Origin of the sequence: Gordonia sp. 852002-10350_SCH5691597 (assembly GCF_001665715.1) — a bacterium.
GTDB classification, from domain to species: Bacteria; Actinomycetota; Actinomycetes; order Mycobacteriales; family Mycobacteriaceae; genus Gordonia; species Gordonia sputi.
Genome location: NZ_LZMO01000312.1, coordinates 1 through 24,732, shown reverse-complemented (window position 1 = coordinate 24,732; position 24,732 = coordinate 1). Strand labels below are relative to the sequence as shown.

Sequence of the window (24,732 nt, the reverse complement as noted above, 5' to 3'; positions counted from 1 at the left end):
CCGCGCGGCCGCCTGCGTGGACTCGACCACGACGAGGTTGCCGCCGCAGCGCGGGCAGTGTTCACGCCCGTCCCGGTGCGGTGCCTGAATCCGGCACCGCGGACACATGTCGTACATCGTGGCGCCGCTACTTCGCGTCCTGAGGGGGAGCCTTGTCGCCGTCTCCGGAGTCACCCGGTCCCGTCTGCACCGGCTTGCTGTTCTCGATCCACGCGAGCATTCCGCCGCGCACACACGAGCCGTCGATTCCCGCCTGCTCGAGGTACTGCAGGACGCGCATCGAGCGTCCGCTGGAATGGCAGATGACGAGGAGTTCTGAGTCCAAGTCGATCTCGTCCAATCGGCCGGGGATCTCGCCGAGCGGGATGTGCAGTGCACCCCTGACATGCCCCGCGTTCCATTCGTCGTCCTCGCGCACGTCGAGGAGGACACGGCCGGGCTGATCGGTGAAATCGTCCGGCAACTCGGTCACCGGTACCTGTGGAATGTCGCCCATGCTCACGTTCCCATGTTGGCACATCACGCGGACGCGGAACTGCCACCTCGCGCGAACTCGACGACCCGGCGTCGTGAGGACTTGATGACCTCTCGAAAGTGTCGATCAGGTGCCGGACACGCGATTTGACAGTGCCGGGCCTCGCCGACGCCATCCACACCCGATTATGTATGTCTACATAACGCTATCCACATGGGGGTTTGACAAGCGCCGCTTGAGGCAACTCGCGTGAGTATCAACCTGTGAATGAGGCTGTGAAAATGTGGACAACTTGAGCTCGAGTGTCCACAACGTGTGATCCCGGTCACTGATTCGCAGGTCAGCCAGCATATTCTGTTCACAACAGTGAAGTTGTCGCCGCTGTCGCGAAGGACTCAGTCGAGATCACAAGGTCTGTGGATAACGTGGGGACAACTGTGGACGAGTTGCTCAGCGAAAGTCGATCCGCTGGGTTTTCTCCACAGCGGACAGAACTCCCGAGACGGCGGCATCGGTGAGCGCCGCAGCGCCCGACGGTCCGTTGAGCAATCGAGCGAGGATCGGCTTCGGGGCGGAAATCACCGTGATCTCGACGTCGGGGTAGCGTTCGGCAACCACAGACCGCATCACTCCGATGCCGTCGACGAGTCCGACATCTCGGGCCTTCGCGCCGATCCAGATGTCGCCGTTGAACAACTCCTCGTCGGTGCCGGCGAGCTTCTTTCCACGGCGCTGCTTGACCCACGCGATGAACGCCTGGTGCAGTTCGGACTGCATTCCCTTGAGCCATTCGACGTCGTCGGCGTTCTCGGGTGAGAAGGCGTCGAGCCGGGCCTTGTTGTCGCCCGCGGTGTAGAGCCGACGCTGCACCCCGAGCCGGTCGAGTACCTCGTTGAAGCCGAACCCCGATGAGACGACACCGATCGACCCGACGAGCGAGGTGTGCGCGGCGAAGATCTCGTCGGCCGCGCACGCGATCCAGTAGCCACCCGACGCCGCGATGTCCTCGCAGAACGCCAGAACCGGTACGCCCTTCTCCGACGAGAGCTGCCTGATGCGCTCGGCGATGTACTCCGACTGCGCGGGTGACCCGCCCGGTGAGTTGATGACGACCACGACCGCCTTGACGTGCTCTGTCTCGAAGGCGCGCTTGAGCATCGGCTCGACCGAGTCGATGGTCATCCCGCGACCCGCTCCGACGTGCCCAATGACGCCATCGAGGCGCACCACCGCAACCTTGTCTGCGCGGGATTTCTGGAACTTCTTGACGATCTCGCCGAGGGGCCCGTTCATTGGATCGAGTCTAGTGCGCTAGTCCGACACGTCCCGACGCGACGCTGGTCTCGACCGTAGACTCGGGAGCCGTGGACATCCGGTGGCTCACGGCGTTTCTGGATTTTCCAGCCGACCAGTTCGGCGACGAGGTCACGTTCTGGCGTGCGATCGCAGGCAGTACGGTGTCACCGCCACGCGGTGATCACCGCGAATTCGCAACCCTCGAACCGTTCAGCGGCCACCCGCACCTCCGTGTGCAACGGGTCGGGTCGGGTCCGGGCGGCGTACACCTCGACCTCCACGTCGACGATCCGAGGCTGTCGGCGCTCGAGGCCGTCGAACTCGGCGCACACATCCGCGACGATCTGGGCGAATTCCTCGTCCTCGAATCGCCCGCCGGATTCGTCTTCTGCCTCGTCGATTGGACGGGCGAGTCGTCGAGGTCGCGACCGATCCGATGGCCCGACGACACGATCAGCATCATCGACCAGGTGAGCATCGACGTGCCCGCGAGCCTGTTCGACCGCGAACTCACCTTCTGGGCACAGCTCACCGGCAGGCCGACGCAGGCCACCTCGCGGCCCGAACTCGTTCGCCTACAACGTGATCCGCGCCTGGCCGTCGGAATCCTGCTGCAGCGAATCGACTCCGCCGGTCCGACATCGGCCACCGGGCACGTCGATCTGGCAGCGAACTCGGTGCAGCAGGAGGTGGCTCGCCACGAGGACTGGGGTGCGCGCGTCGTCGAACGTCTCGACAACTGGACCGTGATGGCCGATCCCGTCGGGCGGCCGTACTGCATCACGTCACGCAATCCGCGTACCGGCGACTGAACTGCGCGGCGGGACTGATAGCGAGCCAGGTGGGTCAGGGGCCCGGGTGGGTCAGCGGCTCGGGTGGGTCAGCGGCTCGGGTGGGTCAGCGGCTCGCCCGGAACTCCCGGAGGCGCTCGATCTCGGAGTCGAGTTCTGCGCGCTGCACCCGGGTCGGTTCGGAAAACAACTCGACGTCGACGTCGGGTCCGTCGCCAGGGCGCCACATCCCGGCGAGCCAGCCGTCGACGAGCACGAACCCCGGCGAGCGACCGTTGGGTGTGACAGTGCGTCGGTACGCGGCGTCGTCGGCGATCCGGTAGCGGTCGGCCTGCGCGACGAGGATGTGGTCGAAGGGTGCGATCAGCCGCACCGGCGCAGGCTCGTCGGGGTCGGCGAGTGGGAGGCCGTCGAGGTCGAAGAGGACCTCACCCGACGGCCCCTCCAACTCCACAAGTTCCCAATCGGCGGCCATCTCGTCGAGCAGTGGGCGTAGGCGCGTGAGCCCCGACCACGTCGCGATCGCCTTGGGCGAGGCCGGACCGAAGCCGCGAAGGTACAGGCGTATCAACTCTTTTCGAGCGTCGTCGCCGACGAGGGCCGGCTCACCGGGGCCGATCCAGTCGTCGAGGAGTTGGTAGGTGGGTGCGCCGCTGCCCTTCCACAGTCCGCGCGGGGGCACCTGGACGAGCGGCAGTCCACACCGCGCGTGGGCGGCGAGCGCAGCTGAGTCTTCGTCCGGATGCCGTTGCGCCAGTGCGCTTTTCAACTCGGCGCCGCTGAGTGCTCGCCCGCGAAGTAGTTCTGCTGCGTCGGCGTGGACCGCCTCGGGCGTCGACGAGACGAGCGCATGGCTTCGGTTCGCCCGCACCCCGGCGTCGATCGTCTCCTGCGCCAGAGCACGAATCCACCGCGCGTCGAGGCCGTCGAGTAGGAAGACGGTGCTGCGCAGGAGCGCGATCCTGACCACTTCGCGGTCGGTGAGCAGAGCGTCGAGCTCATCGGGACGAAAATCGTCGATCCGCGACGCGAGCGCATAGAAGGCGCTCGACGGATCCTGCGACTGGATCCCGACGATGCGGTCGATGACCTCGATGGCATCCTCGTCGACTCGGGTCAACAGATGCTGACGCGAGAGCAGTGTCCGATTGGCCCGCCTCGGCGTGATTTGAGTCATAGCGTGAAGTGTGTCTATTATTCTGGCTAATCGCACATCGCTGTGATGCCAGTCACTATTCTTGGTCCTGGTAGCACGCAGCCGGCAACACGCAGTCAACAACGAGTACCGACAACTCGGGACGAGGTTTTCATGGCCGTCAACGCTTCGGGACAACCACGAGTGGCGCCGACGCGTCGCGGCGTTCCGAACGCGGTCCACAACGTCCGGCAGTCGTGCGTCACCATTGGACTCAGCGTCGTCGCGTTGCTGGTACTTCTCTTCGCACTGATTCTCTACTGACCCAAACTCATTGGGGTGCAACACTTCTCGCTTCCGTCCGGCCTGCACGCGCCTGTCGCTACTTCAACTCGACTTGAGGTTTGTTGGTTCGTGTTTGTTGCATTCCCCCACTGTCTGGGGAAGGCTGGAACTACCCGCGCGAGCGTCCACAACACTCAGTAATGGCCCCGCGCGAGACCAAGAGCAGTAGCCGAAGCAGTGCCCGACGGTATGAGTGCTCGCAGGTTGAGCACAGACTCGACGGTTTGAGCAGAGAGAGGAAACCCGTGGCTGAATACACCTTGCCGGATCTTCCATACGACTACGCGGCACTCGAGCCGCACATCTCCGGCAGGATCATGGAGCTCCACCACGACAAGCACCACGCGACCTATGTGAAGGGCGCCAACGACACCCTCGCCAAGCTGGCCGAGGCTCGTGAGGACGGCAGCATCGCCGGAAAGGTCTACGGACTCTCGGCGACCCTCGCCTTCCACCTCGGTGGTCACACCAACCACTCCATCTTCTGGAAGAACCTGTCGCCCAACGGTGGCGACAAGCCGGAAGGCGACCTTGCCGCCGCGATCGACCAGCAGTTCGGCAGCTTCGACAAGTTCCAGGCGCACTTCAGCGCCGCTGCCACCACGCTGCAGGGTTCGGGCTGGGCGATCCTGGGTTACGACACCATCGCAGGCAACCTGGTGATCCTGCAGCTCACCGATCAGAGCGGCAACATCCCCGCCGCGATCATCCCGATCGTGCTGCTCGACATGTGGGAGCACGCCTTCTACCTCGACTACCAGAACGTCAAGCCTGACTACGTCAAGGCTTGGTGGAACGTCGTGAACTGGGCCGACGCCGCTGAGCGTTTCGCCACCGCGACGAAGCAGGGACCCGGCCTGGTCGTCCCGGCCTGATGTAGCGGGTACACCACGCGCGAACCACACGCGGCGGCCACCGGAAGGTGGCCGCCGCGTCGCGTTGCGGGTGGGCCGCCTGCCGAGCTCCCCCGCCGGTCGAGCCGCCCCACGACAGTGGTTTCGACTCGGGTGCTCGCTACGCTCACGCCCGCTCAACCAGCGGAAACTGGCTCGATCAGCGGGACCTCGGCTCGACCGGCGGGTGGTCTCGACACGCTCGACCTTCAGAAACCCGCCTACAGCACGGCCGAGAGCGTGATCGCGGCGGCGCAGACCAAGGCCAGCAGCACGAGCGCGATCACGTCCCGCCGTTGCGGGCCGGCGGTCGTCGCGGTGAGTCGGCCGGTGCCGCCGCGGGCGGTGATCGCCTCCGACATCTCCGAACTTCGACGCAGCGCCGACGACATCGCCGCTGTGACCATGTCCATGATCCCCATCTCGGCGGACGGGTGATCCGACCGCCCCGACGTCGGCCGCAGGCGGTGGACGGCGACGAGTAGTCGGATCTCCTCGATCAGCAGCGGCAGGCCGCGAAGGCACAGGGCGATGCACACGGCCCACTCGTCGACCGGCATCCTCAGCTTCCGCAACGGCCACATCAGTCGCGAGAGTGCAGGCGCGACCTCGGCCATCGGGGTTGTCCAGATGACCAGGATGGAACTCGCGACCAGCACCAGACCCAGCGCGGTGGCACGAAGGAACAGGATGATCGCCTCGAGGCCGAACGACGCGTTGACCGCAGCGCCGATGGCCATCAGTCCCCAGAACCACCAGGGCGGACGGGGAAGCGCTCCGACCGGAATTCCGGCGATGATGGCGGTGACGAGCATCACCCCCGCGACGAGCCCCAACGACGGCCAGGTCGGCAGCACCACGGTCATCAGACCCAGCACGAACACACCGATCAGCTTGGTGCCCGCCCACAATCGGTGAATCGGAGAGTCGCCGGGCACCTGCCGCAGCGGGACGGTCCGCATGCTCATGGCATCCCCCGTTGTGTCGTGTCTGGCCCCGTCGAGCTGTATCCGGGCGCCGCGTCGGGCACCAGCGTTCCGTCGGCCAGGCGCACGCGTCGGGTACACAGTTGGCCCAGCGAGGCGAAATCGTGGGAGATGATCACGATGGTCATACCCTCGGCGCGCAGTTTCGCCAGCAGTGCCACCACGTCGTCGCGCGCCACCGGATCGAGGCCTGCGAGCGGTTCGTCGAGGATCATCACCTGCGGTGCCCGCGCGATCAATCCGGCCAGCACGACGCGTCGCATCTGCCCACCGCTGAGTGCGTCGACCCGACGAATCGCCATCGTCCGCGGGAGTCCGACCGATTCGAGCGTGTGCGCGACCTCGGTCGTGCCGATCTTGAGACCGCCGACCGCCATGATGTCGTCGCCGACGTTCTGCTTCTGCAACTGCAGGCGCGCATGTTGGAAGGCCAACCCGACCTCGCCGACGTGTTTGCTCACCGCCTCACCCTGCCCCGGCCGTTCCGGGAGGTATAGCAGGCAACTACCCTCGGTCGGCTCGATGAGTCCGGCCATGATCCACGCGAGAGTTGTTTTGCCGGAACCGTTTCCGCCGACGATCAACAACCCCTCGCCCCGATGCACCGTCAGGTTCACATCGTGGAGTGCATCCACCTCCCACGGCGATCCGCGCAAATACGTGTATCCGACGCCGTTCAGCGAGAGCACCGGTTCGCTCGTCGGCTCCGGACCCGAGCCCACCTCACCGCTCGACACCTCATGCCACGACGCGTCGAGTTCGAACTTCGTGGCGGCCCCCGCCTCGGCCTCGTGCAGCTCCGACAACCAGTCCGGGCGGTACGGCACGATACGACCGGCGACGAGGTGCACGACCCGATCCGCCGCGACGGCCTCCAGCGCCCTGTGCGTGATCATCACGACGGCGATGCCGCGAGTGCGCGGAAGGTCGCGGAGTACCTCGAGGAGTTCGGCGCGACCGGCAGGGTCGACCATCGACGTCACCTCGTCGGCGATGAGCAGCGCGGGATCTCGAGCGAGAGCAGCCGCGATCGACAGCCGCTGCTGCTGACCACCGGAGAGGTCGGACGTCTCGCGGTTGCCAAGGCCTGCCAGGCCCACCTCGGCCAGCAAGCCGTCGACGTCGACCTCGGTTCCTTCCGGGAGCCCCCAGACGACATCGTCGGCGACGCGCGCGCCGAGCATCTGTGTCTCGGGTCGCTGCAGCACCATGGCTGTGCCGCCGTGCCTGCCCAGTCCCGCGGCGCCGGGTCGGTGCACCGCTCCGCTCGTCGGACGCCTGCCCGCCAGGATCTTCGACAGTGTCGACTTTCCCGAGCCGTTTGCTCCGACGACGGCGATGAACTCGCCCGGTTCGATCCGGAGGTCGATGTCGGAGAGGATCTCGGGTCCGCCCGGCTGGTAGGAGAATCCCACGTGATCGAGCTCGAGGGGCAGCGGCGCCACCGGCCGATCGTCGTCACCGGCGTCGTCGAGCGTGTCTTCGCTGGGGATGTCGGCGAGCCGATCGATCACCGCACCCAGAATCCACCAGGCCACCACCATCGTGATGAAGGTTCCCGCGGCGCCCATCACCCAGATCCACACCCACCAGTACTGCTCGATGCTGTCGCGTAGCCCGTTGATGCCGTCGGCCAACGACTGCGCCGACGGCACCTTCTCAATCCAGTTGGCGAGTCCACCGATGGTGTTCGTCGTCGCTTTGATCACCAGCTCGCGCAGCGGCACCAGGATGAGCAGCACCACAACCGACACCCCACCGATCAGAGGAGCCGCGATCGCCGACACCCCCAATAGCGTCGGCCATCCACGACCACGACGTTTGATCTCGCCGACGACACCTCCGACGACCGCAGCGGCCAGCAGTGACGTGGCGGCCCTGGTCCCGGCCATCGCGAAGCTCACGGCCGCGGTCGAAACGGTCGCCGCAACCATCGCACGGGGCCGCGTACGCGCCCCGATCAGCGCGAGCGGAACAGGCGCGAGCACACGAACAGCACTGGCCAGCGGGATGACCGATCCGATGACGACCGCGGCGACAGCGAGTCCACCGAAGATCGCGATCCAGGCGATCTCGAGCGGACGCAATGCGCCGCGAGTCTTCACGCCGGGCATTTCGGACGGTGAGTGCACGTATCCATAGTGCCTGGTGACCCCGACCACGCCAGGGCCGCACCTGTCGTTACACCGTGTAAACGAAGCGTCACAACACGGCGCTTCGACTGGACGACGACCCGCAACGGGTGGATTCTCATCTCACGAACAGGGAGGTCAGAACATGCAGTCCTCTGTCCCGATCGGGCTCACACCGGTTCAACAACACGGGCATCTCAACGGAATCCTCATCTCCGGACGCTGGCCGGAATCGACACTCGAGTGGACCCAGACCCTCGTCGCCTCGGTGCGGATCGCGTGCCGCCCCGGCTTCCTACCGACTACGACGATCTTCCGCGTCGTCGAAGAACATCCCAATGACCTCGACGAACCCGCCGTCGGCATGATGGTGGCGATCGGGAACGTCGTCGACGACAGCTTCGTCGAAGCCGGCCGCTTCGACAGCAATCCACCCGCATTGGTGATGCTTCATCCACCGTCGCGCACCCGTCCGTCGCTTCCCGAATGCGCCGACGTCGCGTCCGGGTGTGTGTTGCTTCCCGGATTGCCGGAACTCGGTCTCGAGCACCGCGCCGGGTGGGCAGAAGCAGAAGCCGACGGCACGGTGGTCAACCTGCGCAACAAGGTCGGAATCGACCCCAACGCCGACCCCGACACCGCCGTCCTGGCCATGCTCCTCGTCGCCTGAGAGTGTCCGAAGCCTCGTTTCACGGGTGCCCGAACTTCGATTTTTGTGCCCCCTACCTGCACGAATATGGGTTTGCGATCTGTTGCAATCGCGTGTGAGGTCTGGCTAACCTCGACATCGTGATTGCTGCCCTCCTGTTGAGCTTCGGCGTGATCTTTGTCGCCGAGCTCGGCGACAAGTCGCAGCTGATGGCCATGACCTACGCGTTGCGTTACAAGTGGTGGATCGCTCTGCTCGCGATCACCGTGGCCACGACCGCGGTCCACGCTGTTTCCGTCTTCTTCGGCCATTTCCTCGGTTTGTCGATCCCGTCGAATGTCATGTCCATCGTCGCGGGCATCGCGATGTTGATCTTCGGCCTATGGACGCTTCGCGGCGACAGCCTCGACGACGCCGAGCAGGGCAAGGCCGACCGCGTCGGCAAGTCGGTGTTCTTCGCGGTGATGTCGTCGTTCTTCCTCGCCGAGCTCGGCGACAAGACGATGCTCGCCACCATCACGCTCTCAGCGCACAGCAACTGGCTCGGCGTGTGGATCGGTTCGACGATCGGCATGGTCGCCGCCGACGCCCTGGCCATCGCCATCGGCGCTCTCCTCGGCAAGCACCTACCCGAGCGGACCATCGCGATCGGCGCGTCCGTGCTCTTCTTCGCGTTCGCAGCGTGGTTGCTGTTCGAGGGTCTGCGCGACTCGTCGTCGGTCACGGTCATCGCGACACTGTCGGCGGTGGTGGTCCTCGCCGGTGTCGGGTCGTACTACATCCATCGGGTCCACCGCGCGGCAGCACTGGCCGCAACGGCACCCGCCGCCGAGCCCGCTCATAGCGGACATGCGTCTGACCAGCAGTGATCCCGCAGAGCCGGTAGTTTCCCGAGCGATCGGTCGGTTTTGGTAGGGGTTCCTACTTTCTGTGCTGAGTCCACCATTTATGGTGAGGCAGACCAGCTACCGAACGAAAGGCTCTCCCGATGGACATCTCCGGCTCTTCTGTACTCGTCACCGGCGCCGCATCCGGACTCGGAGCCGCGACCGCCGCGCGGTTCGCCGCCGCGGGTGTGCAGGTCTTCGGCCTTGATCTACAGCCGTCGATCGACAAGGCCGAGCCGACCGATGGCATCACCCTCATCCCCACCGACGTCACCGACGAAGCACAGGTGCAGGCGGCCATTGACACCATCGCCGAGGCCGGCGCGCCACTACGTGTTGCGGTCAACTGCGCGGGAGTCGGTTGGGCGTCGCGCATCCTGACCAAGGAGGGTCCGCACGATCTGGATCTCTTCCGCAAGATCATCGATATCAACCTCGTCGGCACGTTCAATGTCATGCGGCTCGCTGCCAATCAGATGAAGGACGAATCGACCGTTGACGACGACGGAACGCGCGGCGTCATCGTGAACACCGCGTCGGTGGCAGCATTCGAAGGCCAGATCGGTCAGATCGCCTATGCGGCGTCGAAGGGTGGCGTTCACGCAATGACGATCTCGGCCGCGCGCGACCTCGCACGCGTCGGGATTCGCGTCTGCACGATCGCTCCGGGAACGATCAGCACGCCGATGCTCGCGGGCATCACCCCCGAGTTCCAGAAGACGCTGGCCGAGGCCATTCCGTTCCCGCACCGCCTCGGCGAACCAGCGGAGTACGCACAGCTCGCGGAGTTCATCGTCGAGCACAACTACCTCAACGGCGAGACCATCAGGATGGACGGCGCACTGCGCATGGCGCCCCGCTGAGCTAGATGGCCGCCCTGCGCGGGGTCAGTCGCGAGCCTGGACCCCGCGCATGGTCGTCGGCACCTCGTGGCCGGGATCGACGTACGCGTCAACGTCCTCGGCCGCATCGGGATCCTCGCGCGCAGAATCCTCGACCACGAACCGTGACAGTCGGATGAGGGGTGCGGCCTCGGCGTCGAGTCCCGTGCCGTCTGCGGGGACCATCGGGCGCACCGGCCCCGACGCTCCGCCTTCGTCGCGGTAGGCCTCGACGGCGTCGCGCAGCATCGCGACCTTCACCTCGTCGTCGACGTCGTCGAACTCCTCGGGGACCAGCGGGCTCAACTGTGTCAGTGAGTCCCTGATCTCGACGACCTCACGGTGCAGGCGTTGTGTCGGCGATCTGCCCGCCTCCGGGAGCACCACCTCGGGGATTGCGCTCGTCAGGAGGCTCCACAACGGTTCGAGGGCGGCGGCGGCACGCCGATGGCGACGTCGTGCGGCCAGCTCGGTCCACCGCGAGTGCAGCATCGGAAAGCTGATGCCCACGAGAAATGCGACGATGCCGACGATGTCGAGGGTTCGCACCGCGATCAGCGAATTGACCGCGCCGATGAGGCCGCTCGCACTTCCGAGCACCGCGAGGACCTGCAGGACCGACGCAAAAGCGAGCAAGCCGAAGCCCGCGAGGAGCAGGCCGAGCGAGAACCGCAGGTACCCCTCCGACACGCGATAGAACTTGAACACACTGCGCACGCACGCACCGAATCCGTACGCGAGATACGCGCTGGCGATGATGTAGAAGAGCGCAAATCCCCAGTTCTTGAAGCTCCACTCGCTGACCGACGACGTCCGCAGCGAGTCCGGGGTGAACACCAGCGCAACCTGCAGACCGATCAATGCGACGACCAGCGGGAAGGCCTCGTGACCGGCACGCCGCTCGCGAGTGGCACGAGCGGTGGGAAAGAAGAACACGATGACCAACGCCGCCACGCCGAGTGCGAGCAACGCGTAGTACAGCCAGCGCGAACTGCCCACATAGACGTGCTCGTCGAGGTAGTGCGCGCTCGTTCTGGTGCTGACCACGAAGGCCAACGTCAGCGCGGAGATCGCCACCGTCATCGCGATGGCCTGAAGGCCCCCGCTACCGCGCCTGATCTTGTCCAGACGCCAACACAGCGCAAGCACGAAGGCGACGAGCGCGACCAGATTGATGATGTCGGTCATCTGAAGTCACCTCACAGCCAGCCTTTATGACCCCCGAGGAGCCGCTGTAGGCCCCGCACTTCTTTGTTGTCGGCCGTTGTCCCGACGCTGTTGCCCGCCGACTGTGCCCACGTCAGAATCATAGAAGCCAGCGTCTCGGCTTCCCACTCGCGGTCGTCGGAGTAGCACGTTCGACGCAGCGCGGCGTCGGATTCGTCTCCGGAAGCCGCCGGTGGGCCTGTCAGCGATGCCTCGCCGAGCATCTGGTGACCTGCGATGAGATGACCGAACTCGTGCACGATGATCTGATCTCTGTGCAACTGCGACGTGTTCTCCTGATAGAAGAAGTAGTCGGCATCTTTGGCCGCCAACCAGACACCATTGGGCATCCCCGCGGGCAGCGCGTACGGCAGTGGCCGGATCGGACGTCCACGCCGCTCGCCGTACCGCTCGCAGAGCTGGACGACGTCGAGCGGTAGGTCGAGGTCGAGGCCGTCGAGTGACCGACGAACAAGCGCCCACAGCGACCGCTGGCTGCGGCGCGAACCCTCATCGACCGACTTGTTCGACGTCACGGTGTCGCGGGGCCTGCAGTATCAGTCGTCGTTGGACAAACCGACGACGCGCAGGCGCGCCTCGATGGCGTCGACCTCGTCTTCAGTGAGACCGGCAGCTACGACGTCGGGCGGGTCCTTGGGCAGCCCCTGCTGCTCGCGCAGCACCTTGATCAGCTCGTTGACCACGGTCACCGAATCGCTCGACAGTCCGGCCAACCGGAATGCTGCAAGCTGGACGTCGGTGTCGGCCTGCAGCCGCATCAGATCAATCTCGTCGCGCGTACGCTGCGCTGCGCGATCTTCCAGGAAGTAGTGGACATCTACCCCGAAAGCCGCAGCGATTCCCTCGACCGTCCTGAACGACGGCGACTTGGCCTTACCCAAGCGAAGCTGACTGAGGTAGGACTCACCCAGCCTGAATCCGCGCTCCGTACTGCGAGCCGCGATCGCTTTGGCGCTGTACGCGCGTCCGTTTGGTCCTGGGACCGTACGAAACAGCTCTTCGAGCCGTCGAGCAAACAAACCCGGATCGACGGACGTGGAGCGTTCGTCGGACCCACCCCTACCGGCGTCACCCATGGGGTTATCCGTCCCTTGTGAAGTCATTCAACTCTCCGAAAGCCGACATTTGAACTTGCAAACATTAATGCCCGACACGCATCCCCAATGCAACGATGGGCATGCTAGACGCACAGCGTTCCCCCACGTGCGAGCTGGCAACCAGCCATAACGCCAACACCTTACGGCCTTGTGGCATTATTCACAGTTTGATCACGAACACCTCCCCGCGGGTGAACATTTCATCTCGATCTGATTACAGGATCGAGGGTAATGCGGACCAGGGTACCGTTTACTCGGCCGTTCACGACAGAAAACGGACAGGAGCGCAGTATGGCGCATCGCGTCAGCAGCAACCGCCGCCCGAAGCGGTCGCGCATCCCTGCAGTGATTCTCGCACTGTCTGCCGTCCTTCTCTTGTCCATCGGCAGCGGCATCGGTTGGGCCGACGAACCCGACGACTCGGGGTCCGGAAACGGCGGTTCCGACCACTCCAGCTCGCACCACGGCGGTGACTACGGCGGCGGGGGGCACGGCGGCGGTGATCACAGCGGCGGGGGGCACGGTTCGGGCCACCATCACACCCACACCCCGACTTCACCGACGCCACCGACCCCGGTCGACCCTTCGGGCGGTGAGACCTCGACCGGCGAGAATCCGTCGACGACCGAGCGCGGGCCCACAACGCCGTCAACCCCCGGCTCCACGACTGACACCGGCACCACGACTGACACCGGCACCACGACGACCCCGGGCACCACAACCGAGCCCGGTACCACACCCTCGACAACCACCACGACCCACGCCGGCGCAGGTCAGGGTGGCAATCCACCGCCCAACCCACCCGCGGGCCCTGGACAGTCGAATCCGGGACCGTCGAATCTCGGTCCCAACCACAGCGCGCCCGGGCCGGCCGCGCAACCGCCCGCGGCCGCGTTCGCGGTCCCACTGGTCGCGCCGCCTGCCGCAGCACCACCGGCAGCGCCCGCGCAGCCCCAGAGTCCCTCGACCGGCGGCGGATCGTCGTCGAACAGTTCGCAGGCGGGCAGCAGCTCGGGCACACAGCAGGGCGGTGCGCCGTCGAACAATGGCAGCGGCTCCGCCGCGGCCGCCGCGCAGGCACCACCGGCCGCTGCGCCCGCGAAGTCGGGTGGCGTCAGCCTGAGCAGCTTCACGGGGTTCGTCGCCGACATCGCGCCGGGTGCACTGCTACTTCTCGGCGCCGTCGCGCTACTCGGAAGCGGTTCGTTCCTCGACGCTCTCCGCTCGACTCGCGCCTGAGCGTCGGAAAGCGAGAAGGTCGTCGGCAAACGGGAGCTCACCGACGGCCGAGCCGTCTCCTTCACCGACCGCCGAGCCGTCCATCCACTCGCGTAGGACCTTGGTGGCGAGCACGTCGTCTTCGTTGTATTCGAGCAGTCGGTCACGCTGACTCAGGTCGACGTCGACGCCACCGATCCCGACCGCCCGCCGGTACCAGTCCATCGAGGCCTCGCCCCCGGCTTCCGCATCGCGCCACACGAAACCAGCAACGGGCGCAACACGTTTGAGCCCCTTGCCGTTCGGTGCGACAAAGTTGCGTCCCACCGCCTCGAAGATATCGACCCACTCGTCCGACGCGATGAACTGCTCGACCTCGGCCCGCGTCGGCATGCCGGGCTCATCGCCGAACCGATCGGCAGACGCGCGTAACCACCTGTTCTCGGCCTGCTGCGAGTAGCAGTACGCGGCGAAGGTCTTGCCCGCTGCGTGGGCGTCGGCGCGCTCGGCCATCAGCCACGTCCAGAACTCGGCAAACGCCCGTCCCTCGTCGGCCGTCGGCAGCGGCGTCCAGGTGGCGAAGCCGCGATAGACGACGTCTCGAGCGGGATCGGTGTTGTCCGTGAGCAGGGTGCCCCACAGGTACGCGCCGTCCTCGCCGAAGCTCTCCATGTCGACGTCGACCTCGACGTCGGCTCGGGCCACGGTCGGCTCCTCGACGCGACGGATGAGTGGAATGTCGGCGAGCCACGCAATAGCGCAGATGACCGCGTCGTCGAAGCTCTGGTTGGCGGGCCAGTCTGCGGGCGGGTCGCCGTCGTAGCAGGCGAGTTGATCGATCGTCGTGATCCCGACCGCGCGCAACGCGTCGCCCTGGTTGCCGTTGGCGACGAGGCTGACATCTCGACGTTCCTCCAGCTCAGGGCCGCAGCGCCCCCACCACGGACACCCGCGACACTCACCGATCCGACGCGGCGTCGTCGCGATATCTCCCGCCGCGACGTGCTGCCTGCGATCGAAGACCTCGCGATAGTCGGGAAGCGACGTCCCGACCCTGTGCACGACGATGCAGTCGGCGTCGAGTCCGATGACCCCTGCACGCAACTCGTCTTCTTCGACGTCGGGCGAGAGCCCCTCGTCGAGGAGCATCTGCGTCAGGTGTGCCAGTCGTAGCTGGTCGCGGCGGTTGCTTCGGGGCGAGCGGAACGGGTCGGGCGCCGGAATCCACCCCCACAGCGGACTGCTGACGAGGGTCGGTACCTCGCCGGTGTGCAGACGCGGGTTCTTCGCCGGATACGTCACGCGATGGTTCACCACAATGATCGGGATGTAGCCCGACGCCGCGTCGTCGGGCTCGCCGACGCGCAGCAGGAGCTCTGAATGCCCTCGTCTGCCGTGTTCACGGTCGGTCGGCAGCGTCGCATTCCAGATCCACCGCGCACCCGACGAGCATGCCTCTCGGGTGGCGGCAACGCGCTGCGCGTGCGGGCCGTCGTCGACGACGACAAACGTGTTCGACGGTTCGCCGCTGTGGAGTCCGAGCAGGAAGTCGCGGATGCGTTCACGTCGCAGCTGCGCAGACTCTTTGCGACGGGCCGCCTCAGGGGTGTCTGCCCGGTCGCGGACGAGGTCGGGATGGCTGAAATCCAGGGCGACCCGATGCTCGCATCCCACCAGGTCGCGTGGATGCAACACGGCCGCGGCCACACCCCACCTCAATTCTCACCGGCTCATCAGACATCTGTGCTGTCGATCGCACCGCCGGTGTGACGGATGTGATCGGTCTGTATCGAGCCTATGCAATGCTTGTAGCAAACTGGCGCAGGGAAAGGTGCCCGCATGGGATTGTTCTCGTCCGACGGTAAGACTCGTGCTCAACGACGCGCAGAAACCAAGGCCCTCAAAGCCAAGGCGAAGCTCGACGCGAAGCTGGCTGCGAAGGACAGGCGCAGGGCGTCCAAGGAGTTACACAAGTCGCGCACGAAGATCGTCGAGAAAGAACTCAAGGCGCAGCGCAAGACCTTGAAGGCCGAGGCAAAGGCGGCTCAGAAGGTCGCGAAGGCCGAGGCGAAAACCGTTGCCGCGAAAGCAAAAGCCACTGCCGACGCCAAGCCGTTCAGCCCCGCAAGCGTCAAGCGATTCCTCACCGTCGCACGACTGGTCGCGCCCATCGCAGTGCCCGTGATCTACCGCGTCGCAGTCGCAGGTCGCGGCAAGATCACCGAACTCCAGGCCAAGCGCATCGGCGTGTCGCCGGCGCAGTTGGTCAAGTACTCGGGCAGCGGCGCACCCTTGCTGGCTCGTATCGACTCGCTCCGCACGTCGCTGCAGAAGGTGTCGGCGCAGGACACGTCGTCGGATACCAAGCAGTTCGTCGACGCCATGACCGCTCGCCTCGACAATCTCGCCATCGCCGTCGAGGCCGCCGAATCGATGCCGCCGCAGCAGCGCAAGACCGCACACAGGGCGGTCGAGAACGAGTTGAGCGCCATCGACGCCGACATCATGGCCCGACTCGGCGTCCGCACGTAGCGACACCGCACTTCGACCCACGCGCGGCGTCGAACATCTCTGCTGCTTCGACGCCGCGCCTACGATGAGGACCATCCAGACCGACCCCAGGGGGCGTCCCGACATGACAGACCCGACTTCCGGCGAGACACCGTCCGACGACGCGTCGCGCAAGCCCGCCGCCGAGACGAACGACGCCGCCATGAAGGCTGTGCCCCCACACACGTCTGCCGCTGCGAAGTCGCCTGCTGAAAAGTCTCCCGCTGAGGCGTCTTCAACGCAGGAGTCCCCGGCCGAGAAGTCCCCCGCGGCGAAGAAGTCAGCGCCCGCCAAGAAGTCCACGCCCGCCAAGAAGCCACCTGCCGCGAAGAAGAGCGCGCCTGCCAAGAAGACTGCCGCGGCGAAGAAGACCACCGCAGCGAAGAAGAGCGCTCCGACGAAGAGTGCCGCGACCCCGTCGGCGGCAAAGAACGCCGCGAAGAAGGCCCCTCCGACCAAGGCCGCGGAGAAGAAGGCTCCCCCGAAGAGCACTCCCCCGACCACTCCTCCCGCTGCAGACGAACCAACATTGTTCGAGGCAGAGGCGCCATCGGCCCCGGTTTCAGAGCCGACGGGCCTTCAAGAGGCTGCGACGACAACCACGTCTGCGCCAACCACACCCCCGCCAACCACACCCCCGCCGACCGCTGCACCGGCACCTGCGCCGACGACCCCAGCACCTGCGGCACCGACAGCCTCCGACCCCGTTGCCGAATCCGACGCCGCGAGAGCAGGTTTCTCGCGTATCAGCTCGGGAAGGACCGAGGTTCCCGCCGCCAATCCGGCGATGCCAATCGCCTTCGGGGCGATCACCGGAGCCCTCGCGGCACTCGCCGTCGCGTTGCTGATCGTGCTGCGTTGGCGACGGCACCACCAGTAGCTCTTCAGCCCGCCGGTTGCCTCTCCGCCCGGCAGCAATTCCTCAGTCCGGCAGCATCTCAGTCAGTCGCACCTCAGTCCGGCAACGACTCCACTCGCGCGGTGATCGCATCGGCGATCGCCTCGGGCGCGCGCTGCGGCATCCAATGGTCGACGCCCTTCAAGACCACGAATTCGTATGGGGCGTCGATGAATTCAGAGCATGCTCGCGCACCTGCCTTGCTCAGAAAGTGGTCCTTGTCGCCGTAGAGGTAGGTGGTGGGCACCCGCACCTTGTCGTTCGCGAGCGAACCGATCGACGAGAACCGCATGGCGCGATACCAGTTGATCCCACCGGTGAGCGCACCGTAGTCGACGATGTCGCGCGAGAGTCGTTCGGAGAAGCCTGGATACATCTCGAGTCGCCCGCCCACACCGCCGCTGTGCTTCGCGCCGTAACCGATCACCAGTTCGGGCACCTTGGGCAGTTGGAAGAAACCCATGTACCACGATTTCAGCGCCTGGCCGCGGGGCATCGCACGCAGGAAGGCGCCGGTGTGCGGAACCGCCAACGTCGTCAGCGTGGCAACCCGATCGGGGTGACGGGTTGCGACCGTGTACGAGACCGCCGCACCCCAGTCGTGTCCGACGAGGTGGAAGCGTGGCGCGTCGAGTGCGTCCGCCAAGGCAATGACGTCGTCGACGAGTTCGCCGATTCGATAGTCGCGCACCGACTGTGGCCGCGCGCCAGGCGAATAGCCACGCTGATCGGGTGCAACGGTGCGCAGTCCGCGCTGGTTGAGTAGCGGTGTCACGTCCTCCCAACACGATGCGCGTTCTGGAAAGCCGTGCAGCAAGATCACCGGGATGTCCGACGCAGCACCGGGTATCGGACCGGAATCGACGACGTCGAAGGTCCATCCGTCTCGGCTGAACTCGGTGATCTTCTCGGTCATGGCTCTCCAGATGCTCGGTCGGATACTGCGCGGCGGGTGTGCGTATCGTGTGACGACCTCGGCGACCCACCCCCGCGCTCAGCGCGAAAGGTGGGCCGCCGACGGTGCTCTGACCCTACGTCAACTCGCGGTGCGTCACGTCAGCTTGTAGACCGTGGTGCCTCCGACCGTTGTGGCAGTGAAGTTCTGGGCCACCCAGGTCGAGATCGCGGAGTTGCCTCCGGGACCACCCTGACCACCGCCGATGTAGTACGCGATCTTGCCTTCCTTCACGTACTGCTTGAACTCGTCGAGCGTCGGTGCGGGATCGCCACTCCATCCGCCGATCGCCATGACCGACTTGCCCGTTGCGATCTCGATGGTCGCCGCCGACTGCGAGCCGCTGGTCGCCGCCGCCCAGGTGCTGTCGGTGTTCTGCAGTAGCTTCACCAGTTCAGCATTGGTCGACGACTCGCCACCCGGGCCACCCATACCCATGCCGCCACCGAACGAGCGCGTGCTCTGAGTTCCGCCGTTCGACTGGGTTCCGCCGTTCGACTGGGTTCCGCCGTTCGACTGGGTTCCGTTGGGAGGCTGACCCATTCCCGGCTGTCCCGAACTCGACTGCGCGGTGCCGTTCTGCGCAGTGCCGTTCTGTGCGCCGCCGTTCTGTGCGCTGCCACCTCGCGAGCCACTCGGACCGCCCCCGCCCGGTCCGCCCATGCCGCCCTGGACGCCGTTCGTCTGCACGGCCGTCGGGATCGACCCGTGGTGTGCCGTCGCGGCGGTCGCGATCGAGAATGCCGCTGTCCCTGCGAATCCCGCGATCGCGCCCGCGATGACGGAGGCCACGAACAGCTTCTTCAGTCCGAGCGCACCTCCCGCGAGCACTCCGATCACGGCGAGCACGGCCACCACGCCGATGATCCACCGGCACCAGACCGGACCCCACTCGTTGCGGTTGAACAGGACGATCGACCACCATGCGGCGAGACCGATCATGGCGCTCAACGCAATTCGTCCGTCCCAGGTGGCGCGACGTCGCCAGGCGAACACCCCACCGAGCGCCACCATCGCGGCTACAGCAGGCGCCAGAGCCACCGTGTAGTAGGGGTGGATGATGCCGCTCATGTAGCTGAAGATCATCGCGGTGACCAGGAGCCAGCCGCCCCAGGCGACAACCGCGCCCGCCTCAGTGCGATGAATACCGTTGCGATAGTCGAAGATCGGGAAGCTGCGAATCATCAGGTACACGCAGAAGGCAATGCCGAAGAGCGCGACAGGGAGCAACCATGAGATCTCGTTGCCCATCTCCGAGCTGAAGAGTCGACTCAGGCCAGTCGATCCGCCGAAGGAACCTCCTGCGCCGCCGCCACCGCCGCCAGGGCCTCCGCCCGAACCGCCGCTGATGCGTCCGACGCCGTTATAGCCCCAGACGAGGTCCATGAACGTGTTGTTCGTCGAGCCGCCGATGTAGGGACGTGAGCTGGCGGACGTCAGAATCGTCGCCACCACGAACCATCCGGCCGACACAACGAGAGCCACAGCCGCGACGATGAGTTGCCCAATTCGCTTGAGCCAACCGTTGTTTGCGAACAGCAGGTAGGCGAGCCCGAATGCAGGCAGCACCAACAGGCCCTGCAGCATCTTCGTCAGGAAGGCGAAGCCGAGCGCGACACCCACCAGCGCCAGCCACCGGCCGGAGTTCGTCGCGATCGCCCGTGCCAGGCAGTACCCCGCGGCAACCATCAAGAGCACCAGCAGTGCGTCGGGGTTGTTGAAGCGGAACATCAACGCGGCCGCAGGGGTGAAGGCGAGCACCGCGCCAGCGATCAGTCCCGCGGCGGTCCCCTGCCTCGGATCGGTGATCACTCGACGCATCGTCGCGTACATCAGCGCCACCGCCGCGACGCCCATCAGCGCCTGCGGCACCAACACGGCCCAACTGTTCATGCCGAAGATGCGCACCGAGAGTCCGGTCACCCACAGCGACGCCGGGGGCTTGTCGACGGTGATGAAATTCGACGGGTCGAGTGCTCCGAAGAACCACGCCTTCCAGCTCTGCGAGCCCGCCCACGCGGCCGCCGCGTAGAAGGTGTTGCCGTATCCGCTGGCGGAGAGATTCCACAGGTAGAGCACCGCGGTCGCCACGAGGAGTCCTGCAAGCGCGACCGGACTCCACCACACCGGACGCCCGGCCAATCGGCGACGCCTGGGCGTCGGTGGTGAATCGTCGGCGGGCGGCGATACGTCGCGCCGCTCCAGAACTGCGGTCATCATTCCTCCAGAATCTCGGTGTGAGGCAGAAGTCTCGGTTGGGTTCGTCTACCAGAATCCGAGACCCCGCTACCGCGACCCTGGACCCTCGCTGGGAGAAGTCTGTGAACGCGGGCGTCCGTCAGTCGACGAGTGCGAGCACCCTCGCCGGACCACCCGTTCCGCCCGCGAACCGAGGCGCTCCCACGACGACGCGCGCACCCGCGGGCGGAACGTCCGTCAGGTTGGCCAACGCCTCCACCGCGTACCGCCCGGCACCGAGAATCGCTGTGTGCGCGCCGACGCCGCCCTTGATGTCGACGCTCAAGGTGTCGGTCCCCAGCGCCGACACCCCCCGTTCGGTCACCAACATCTGCGCCGCGGCGGGATCAAACCCTGGCGCGTCGGCTCCGCCTGTCGCGGGTTGCCACCCGGAATGCAGCGCCACCAAGGCACGCGCCGGAATGCGACCGTGAACGCGTTCGTACCCTTCGACGTCGCGTTCTGTCAGGACCGCCCGCCGATTTCCGCGCGCAGCGGCCGCGATACTGATCACCACCAGCGGCACCACGAGGTCGCGCGCCGGTATCGCGTCGACCGTTCGCCCGCCTGCGATCTTGTGCGCCGGGGCGTCGACGTGGGTCCCCGAGTGCTCGGCGAACGACATCCACCTGGTGGCGAAGCCCGAGTTGCCGGGCCCGACTCGGGACGTCTGCACGCTGACCACCGGCGGGTTACCGGGCCACATCGGGAAGCCCGGTCCCAGTCGATGGGTGAGGTCGACGACTCGCGTCGCACCGGGCTGAGCCGAGGCGCGCGCAGGTCGCGACGCAATACCGACCCCGGCCGCCGCGGCGCCGGCCGCAGCGGTCATCTGCAACGCGGTCCGACGACTGAACCGCCTGGCTTCCTCGTGCGCATGCCGCACCACGTCGTCGTCACACATAGCTGCCGTCACACATAGCTGCCGTCACTCATCGCTGTCGTCACACATCACCGGGTCACACATGAATCAGGCTCCTGGTCGGATTCGTAGGATCTGATCGGTTCCGGTGTCCGTTCCGACGAGAAGCGAGCCGTCCCTGTCGACCGCCAGGGCACGCAGTCGCCCATACCGATCCGACAAAGCCTCGTCGACGTGGACGACCCGCGTTCCGCTGTCGTCGAGCTTCACCACAACCAACTTCTCGGCCTTCTGCGCCGCGATGACGACTGCCCCGTTCCAGTCGCCCCAGCCGCTGCTCGGCAAGAACTGCAGTGCGGGCGTTGCGATCGTCGGGTTACCCGACTTCCAGATCGGACCGACCGCACCCGGTACCCGCGTGGGGTCGGTCATCGGCACCGATTCGTCGTAGATCACTGGTGCGCGGTCGGGCCGGTAACCGTAGTTGGCGCCGGGCCGGATGAGGTTGAGCTCGTCGTCGACGCTGGTGCCCTGCTCGATCGAGTAGACCCGTCCGCTGCCCGGTTGCACCGCGATGCCCTGCACGTTGCGGTGGCCGAGCGTCGCGATCGGGCTCGCGGGGTCGGGGTTGCCGGCAGCGGGCCTGCCTGTTGCGGCTTTGACGTGTAAGACCTTGCCGCCCAACGACTGTCGACTCTGCGGGTACCCAGCCGTCGCGTTGTCGCCGGTGCCGATCCACAGAGTCCCGTCCGACGCCGCGGCCAACCCGCATCCCGCGTGTCTGCCGCCCGCGTTCAACGGGATACCTGCCAGCACCGTTCGCTCCCGCTGCATGCTCGACCAGTCCTGCGACACCCGCCACGAGGCGACCGTGACCTGCTGCCCGGTGTTCGGCCACGGCAGCGGCACGCTTCCGACACCTTGCGGAATCTTGGCGCCCTGCGCGACCGACGATTCGGTGCCTGCCTTCTCGGCCTGACATGAATAGATTCGACGATTCTGCGCGAATCCCGGATCAACCGCGAGACCCATGAGTCCGGCTTCGCGGTGCACCCAGAGCGCGCTCAAATCGGCCCGGACAGCCTTCGGCGCCTGTCCCGGCCTGATGGCCACGAAACGGCCGGCACGCTCGGTCACGAGAGCCGTGCCGTCTGGTGCGGTGACGATATCCCAGGGGTGGCTCAGCCCGGTCGCGATCGAACTGACCGCAAGGCCGGGCGTGGCCTTCGCTGACGGGGCACCTGCCACGGTTCCCGCGATACCGGCTGCGACGACACACGAGATCACACCGGTTTTGAGTACGCTGCGCTGCGGCGACATGGGCCAACCGTAACGGCTCACACGCGTCCGGGGATCGAGAACCCGACGAATCGCCCTTGGCGGGAGATCCCGACCTCTACCGTCCCGGCAGGAACTTCAGCGACCGCACCGCGAGCGGGGTGACCGCGCGGTAGACACTCTTCGGAACTCCGGGTGCCTTGTCGATGCCGATGAAGCGCTGCTCGGCGATCGTCTGCGGCTCGGTGTACTTGAGCAGCCCCTCTTCGCCGTGGCGTCGGCCGACACCTGAGATGCCCATGCCGCCCATCGGCGCTGCGGTCGACGCCCACGCTGCCGCGTAGCCCTCGTTGATGTTGACGGTGCCGGCGCGCAACTGCTCCGCGATCGCCTGCGCCTCGTCGCTGCTGCCAGCGAAGACGCTCGCGTTGAGACCGTAGTCGGTGTCGTTGGCCAGCTTGATCGCTTCGTCTGTGGAGTCGACCGGATACACCGACACGACCGGGCCGAATGTCTCGTTGCGGAAGCAGGTCATCTCGTCGGTCACGCCCGACAACACGGTCGGCTCGAAGAAGAAGGGGCCGAGGTCGGCGCGACGCTTGCCGCCGGCGACCACCGTTGCCCCCTTCGACACGGCGTCGTCGACGTGCGCTTCGGCCGTCTCGACCTGTGCGGCCGAAGCCAGCGACCCCATGTCGACGTTGAAGTCGTAGTTGGCCCCGAGCTTCATGTTGCGGACAAACGTGCCGAACTTCTCGGTGAACTCCTCGGCGATAGCCTTGTCGACGTACAGCCGCTCGATCGAGATGCACAACTGGCCGGAGTTCGAATAGCACGCTCGCGCAGCACCTTCGACGGCGTGGTCGATCTTGGCGTTGGCGGTCACGATCATCGGGTTCTTGCCGCCGAGTTCCGCGGAGAAACCGATGAGTCGACGCCCCGCCTGCTCGGCGAGCGAGGCTCCGGTCTCCGACGATCCGGTGAACATCACGTAGTCGCAGGTGGCCATGATGGCCTGTCCCACAACACTTCCCGGACCCGGGACCACCGCGAAGAGCGCGGGCGGCAGACCGGCCTCGTACAACAGCTCATCCAGCGCGAGCGAACAGTAGGGGGTTTGGCTGTCGGGCTTGATCACCACGCCGTTGCCCGCGAGCAGGGCGGCGACCGCATCCGAAACCGCAAGTGTGAGTGGGTAATTCCACGGGCTGATCACTCCGACGACGCCCTTGGGCTGATACCGCACCCGCACCTTGGTGGCACCGGGCAGCATGCCCTGCACCTTGCGCTCGGCGAGCATCTTGGGGCCGTGCGTCGCGTAGTACCGCGCAGTCAGCGCGACGTCGACAACCTCTTCCTGCGCGTACGAACGAGCCTTGCCCGTCTCGGCCTGCGCGATATCCATCAACGACGCCGCGTTGGCGAACACCAACTCGGAGAACTTCTTGAGCACCTTCGCGCGCTCTGCGGGCGACTGCTTGGCCCACCCCTGCTGAGCGGCACGCGCCCGCGACACCGCGGTCTCGAGATCCTCGGCGGTGGCAACCGGGATGGTCGCCATCTCGACGCCGCTGAACGCTTCGAGGATGGATCGGGTCGGGCGTGCGGCAGCGTTGTCGATCGCTACCAATGCGCCGAGTCGTTCGAAGTAGTCGGGGGTTGGCTTGGGCATCGGAGCCTCCTGCTGCGTGGGAAGTGGTCGAGAGTCGAGAAGTCGGAAGGTCAGGGTGCGACGAGGACGATGCCGTCGTCGTCGGAGTACACGGTGTCGCCCGGCGTGAAGGTGACTCCACCCAGCGTCAGCGGTACGTCGCGCTCACCTGCTCCGGTCTTGGTGGATTTGCGGGGATTGGTGCCGAGCGCCTTCACGCCGATCTCCATTCCACCGATGGTCTTGGCGTCGCGAATCGCGCCGTTCGCGATGATCCCGACCCAGCCG

Annotated in this window: 23 protein-coding genes and 1 pseudogene; 9 read left to right on the top strand and 15 right to left on the bottom strand. The window is 66.1% G+C overall.

The window, feature by feature from the left end; all coding sequences use genetic code 11:
• Positions 1–127: 127 nt before the first annotated feature.
• Both A5777_RS23885 and A5777_RS23880 read right to left on the bottom strand, forming a co-directional pair.
• The gene (locus tag A5777_RS23885) at positions 128–496 is read right to left on the bottom strand and encodes a rhodanese-like domain-containing protein (RefSeq protein WP_005206158.1); all 369 of its coding nucleotides are present in this window, start codon (positions 494–496) and stop codon (positions 128–130) included.
• A gap of 429 nt (positions 497–925) precedes the next feature.
• A complete protein-coding gene (locus tag A5777_RS23880) occupies positions 926–1,768 on the bottom strand; it encodes a S49 family peptidase (RefSeq protein WP_005206156.1) in 843 nt (280 codons plus the stop codon).
• A 71-nt stretch (positions 1,769–1,839) separates the two neighbouring features.
• Here A5777_RS23880 and A5777_RS23875 point away from each other — a divergent pair, with 71 nt between their 5' ends.
• Entirely contained in the window at positions 1,840–2,583 is a 744-nt protein-coding gene (locus tag A5777_RS23875; protein WP_005206146.1) for a VOC family protein, read from the top strand.
• An 85-nt stretch (positions 2,584–2,668) separates the two neighbouring features.
• On the opposite strand, the gene A5777_RS23870 is transcribed toward A5777_RS23875, so the two are convergent.
• Complete coding sequence (locus tag A5777_RS23870) at positions 2,669–3,739, bottom strand: winged helix DNA-binding domain-containing protein (protein WP_064865373.1); 1,071 nt, start codon at positions 3,737–3,739, stop codon at positions 2,669–2,671.
• Positions 3,740–3,871: 132 nt separating this feature from the next.
• Here A5777_RS23870 and A5777_RS24900 point away from each other — a divergent pair, with 132 nt between their 5' ends.
• Together A5777_RS24900 and A5777_RS23865 are read left to right on the top strand one after the other, a co-directional pair.
• A complete protein-coding gene (locus A5777_RS24900; RefSeq protein WP_156529479.1) occupies positions 3,872–4,021 on the top strand; it encodes a hypothetical protein in 150 nt (49 codons plus the stop codon).
• Positions 4,022–4,287: 266 nt separating this feature from the next.
• The gene (locus tag A5777_RS23865) at positions 4,288–4,917 is read left to right on the top strand and encodes a superoxide dismutase (protein ID WP_064865369.1); all 630 of its coding nucleotides are present in this window, start codon (positions 4,288–4,290) and stop codon (positions 4,915–4,917) included.
• Between the two features lie 239 nt (positions 4,918–5,156).
• Here the strand turns inward: A5777_RS23865 and A5777_RS23860 are convergent, their stop codons facing one another.
• Together A5777_RS23860 and A5777_RS23855 are read right to left on the bottom strand one after the other, a co-directional pair.
• Positions 5,157–5,903, bottom strand: a complete 747-nt coding sequence (locus A5777_RS23860) for an energy-coupling factor transporter transmembrane component T family protein (RefSeq protein WP_064865366.1) — start codon at positions 5,901–5,903, stop codon at positions 5,157–5,159.
• Positions 5,900–8,035, bottom strand: a complete 2,136-nt coding sequence (locus tag A5777_RS23855) for an ABC transporter ATP-binding protein (RefSeq protein ID WP_064865379.1) — start codon at positions 8,033–8,035, stop codon at positions 5,900–5,902. The genes A5777_RS23860 and A5777_RS23855 overlap by 4 nt, the downstream gene beginning before the upstream one ends.
• A 163-nt stretch (positions 8,036–8,198) precedes the next feature.
• Between A5777_RS23855 and A5777_RS23850 the strand changes: the two genes are divergently transcribed.
• From A5777_RS23850 to A5777_RS23840, 3 genes are all read left to right on the top strand, one after another.
• Complete coding sequence (locus A5777_RS23850) at positions 8,199–8,723, top strand: hypothetical protein (RefSeq protein ID WP_005206128.1); 525 nt, start codon at positions 8,199–8,201, stop codon at positions 8,721–8,723.
• A gap of 119 nt (positions 8,724–8,842) precedes the next feature.
• Positions 8,843–9,571 carry a TMEM165/GDT1 family protein gene (locus A5777_RS23845; RefSeq protein WP_064865362.1) on the top strand — a complete coding sequence of 243 codons (729 nt, stop codon included), beginning with the start codon at positions 8,843–8,845 and terminating at the stop codon, positions 9,569–9,571.
• A gap of 119 nt (positions 9,572–9,690) precedes the next feature.
• The gene (locus A5777_RS23840; RefSeq protein WP_064865359.1) at positions 9,691–10,452 is read left to right on the top strand and encodes an SDR family NAD(P)-dependent oxidoreductase; all 762 of its coding nucleotides are present in this window, start codon (positions 9,691–9,693) and stop codon (positions 10,450–10,452) included.
• 24 nt (positions 10,453–10,476) lie between these two features.
• Here the strand turns inward: A5777_RS23840 and A5777_RS23835 are convergent, their stop codons facing one another.
• The 3 genes from A5777_RS23835 to A5777_RS23825 are packed head-to-tail and all read right to left on the bottom strand — an operon-like array spanning position 10,477 to position 12,773.
• A complete protein-coding gene (locus A5777_RS23835) occupies positions 10,477–11,658 on the bottom strand; it encodes an MAB_1171c family putative transporter (protein ID WP_005206124.1) in 1,182 nt (393 codons plus the stop codon).
• An 11-nt stretch (positions 11,659–11,669) separates the two neighbouring features.
• A complete protein-coding gene (locus tag A5777_RS23830; protein WP_005206123.1) occupies positions 11,670–12,212 on the bottom strand; it encodes a hypothetical protein in 543 nt (180 codons plus the stop codon).
• A gap of 21 nt (positions 12,213–12,233) precedes the next feature.
• A complete protein-coding gene (locus tag A5777_RS23825; protein ID WP_442903072.1) occupies positions 12,234–12,773 on the bottom strand; it encodes an XRE family transcriptional regulator in 540 nt (179 codons plus the stop codon).
• Positions 12,774–13,085: 312 nt separating this feature from the next.
• Between A5777_RS23825 and A5777_RS25725 the strand changes: the two genes are divergently transcribed.
• Positions 13,086–14,033 carry a hypothetical protein gene (locus A5777_RS25725; RefSeq protein ID WP_005206121.1) on the top strand — a complete coding sequence of 316 codons (948 nt, stop codon included), beginning with the start codon at positions 13,086–13,088 and terminating at the stop codon, positions 14,031–14,033.
• Here the strand turns inward: A5777_RS25725 and A5777_RS23815 are convergent.
• The gene (locus A5777_RS23815) at positions 13,983–15,719 is read right to left on the bottom strand and encodes a TM0106 family RecB-like putative nuclease (RefSeq protein ID WP_064865353.1); all 1,737 of its coding nucleotides are present in this window, start codon (positions 15,717–15,719) and stop codon (positions 13,983–13,985) included. The two genes, A5777_RS25725 and A5777_RS23815, sit on opposite strands and share 51 nt — an antisense overlap.
• 132 nt (positions 15,720–15,851) lie before the next feature.
• Between A5777_RS23815 and A5777_RS23810 the strand changes: the two genes are divergently transcribed.
• On the top strand, positions 15,852–16,544 hold the full coding sequence (locus tag A5777_RS23810) for a DUF6474 family protein (RefSeq protein ID WP_005206119.1): 693 nt from the start codon (positions 15,852–15,854) through the stop codon (positions 16,542–16,544).
• Positions 16,545–16,647: 103 nt separating this feature from the next.
• Complete coding sequence (locus A5777_RS23805; protein WP_231895190.1) at positions 16,648–17,442, top strand: hypothetical protein; 795 nt, start codon at positions 16,648–16,650, stop codon at positions 17,440–17,442.
• Between the two features lie 73 nt (positions 17,443–17,515).
• Here A5777_RS23805 and A5777_RS23800 read toward each other — a convergent pair whose 3' ends face one another.
• The 6 genes and pseudogenes from A5777_RS23800 to A5777_RS23775 form a co-directional block, all read right to left on the bottom strand.
• Positions 17,516–18,376, bottom strand: a complete 861-nt coding sequence (locus A5777_RS23800) for an alpha/beta fold hydrolase (protein ID WP_064865348.1) — start codon at positions 18,374–18,376, stop codon at positions 17,516–17,518.
• Between the two features lie 135 nt (positions 18,377–18,511).
• Positions 18,512–20,632 carry an ArnT family glycosyltransferase gene (locus A5777_RS23795; RefSeq protein ID WP_064865376.1) on the bottom strand — a complete coding sequence of 707 codons (2,121 nt, stop codon included), beginning with the start codon at positions 20,630–20,632 and terminating at the stop codon, positions 18,512–18,514.
• A 121-nt stretch (positions 20,633–20,753) separates the two neighbouring features.
• Positions 20,754–21,557, bottom strand: coding sequence for a cyclase family protein (locus A5777_RS23790; protein WP_005206115.1), 804 nt, complete (start codon positions 21,555–21,557; stop codon positions 20,754–20,756).
• A 66-nt stretch (positions 21,558–21,623) separates the two neighbouring features.
• Positions 21,624–22,835, bottom strand: coding sequence for a PQQ-dependent sugar dehydrogenase (locus A5777_RS23785; RefSeq protein WP_005206114.1), 1,212 nt, complete (start codon positions 22,833–22,835; stop codon positions 21,624–21,626).
• A 76-nt stretch (positions 22,836–22,911) separates the two neighbouring features.
• On the bottom strand, positions 22,912–24,519 hold the full coding sequence (locus A5777_RS23780) for a succinic semialdehyde dehydrogenase (protein ID WP_269447022.1): 1,608 nt from the start codon (positions 24,517–24,519) through the stop codon (positions 22,912–22,914).
• Positions 24,516–24,732, bottom strand: a pseudogene (locus A5777_RS23775) (ribonuclease E activity regulator RraA); the annotation flags it as partial. The pseudogene A5777_RS23775 and the gene A5777_RS23780, both read right to left, overlap by 4 nt.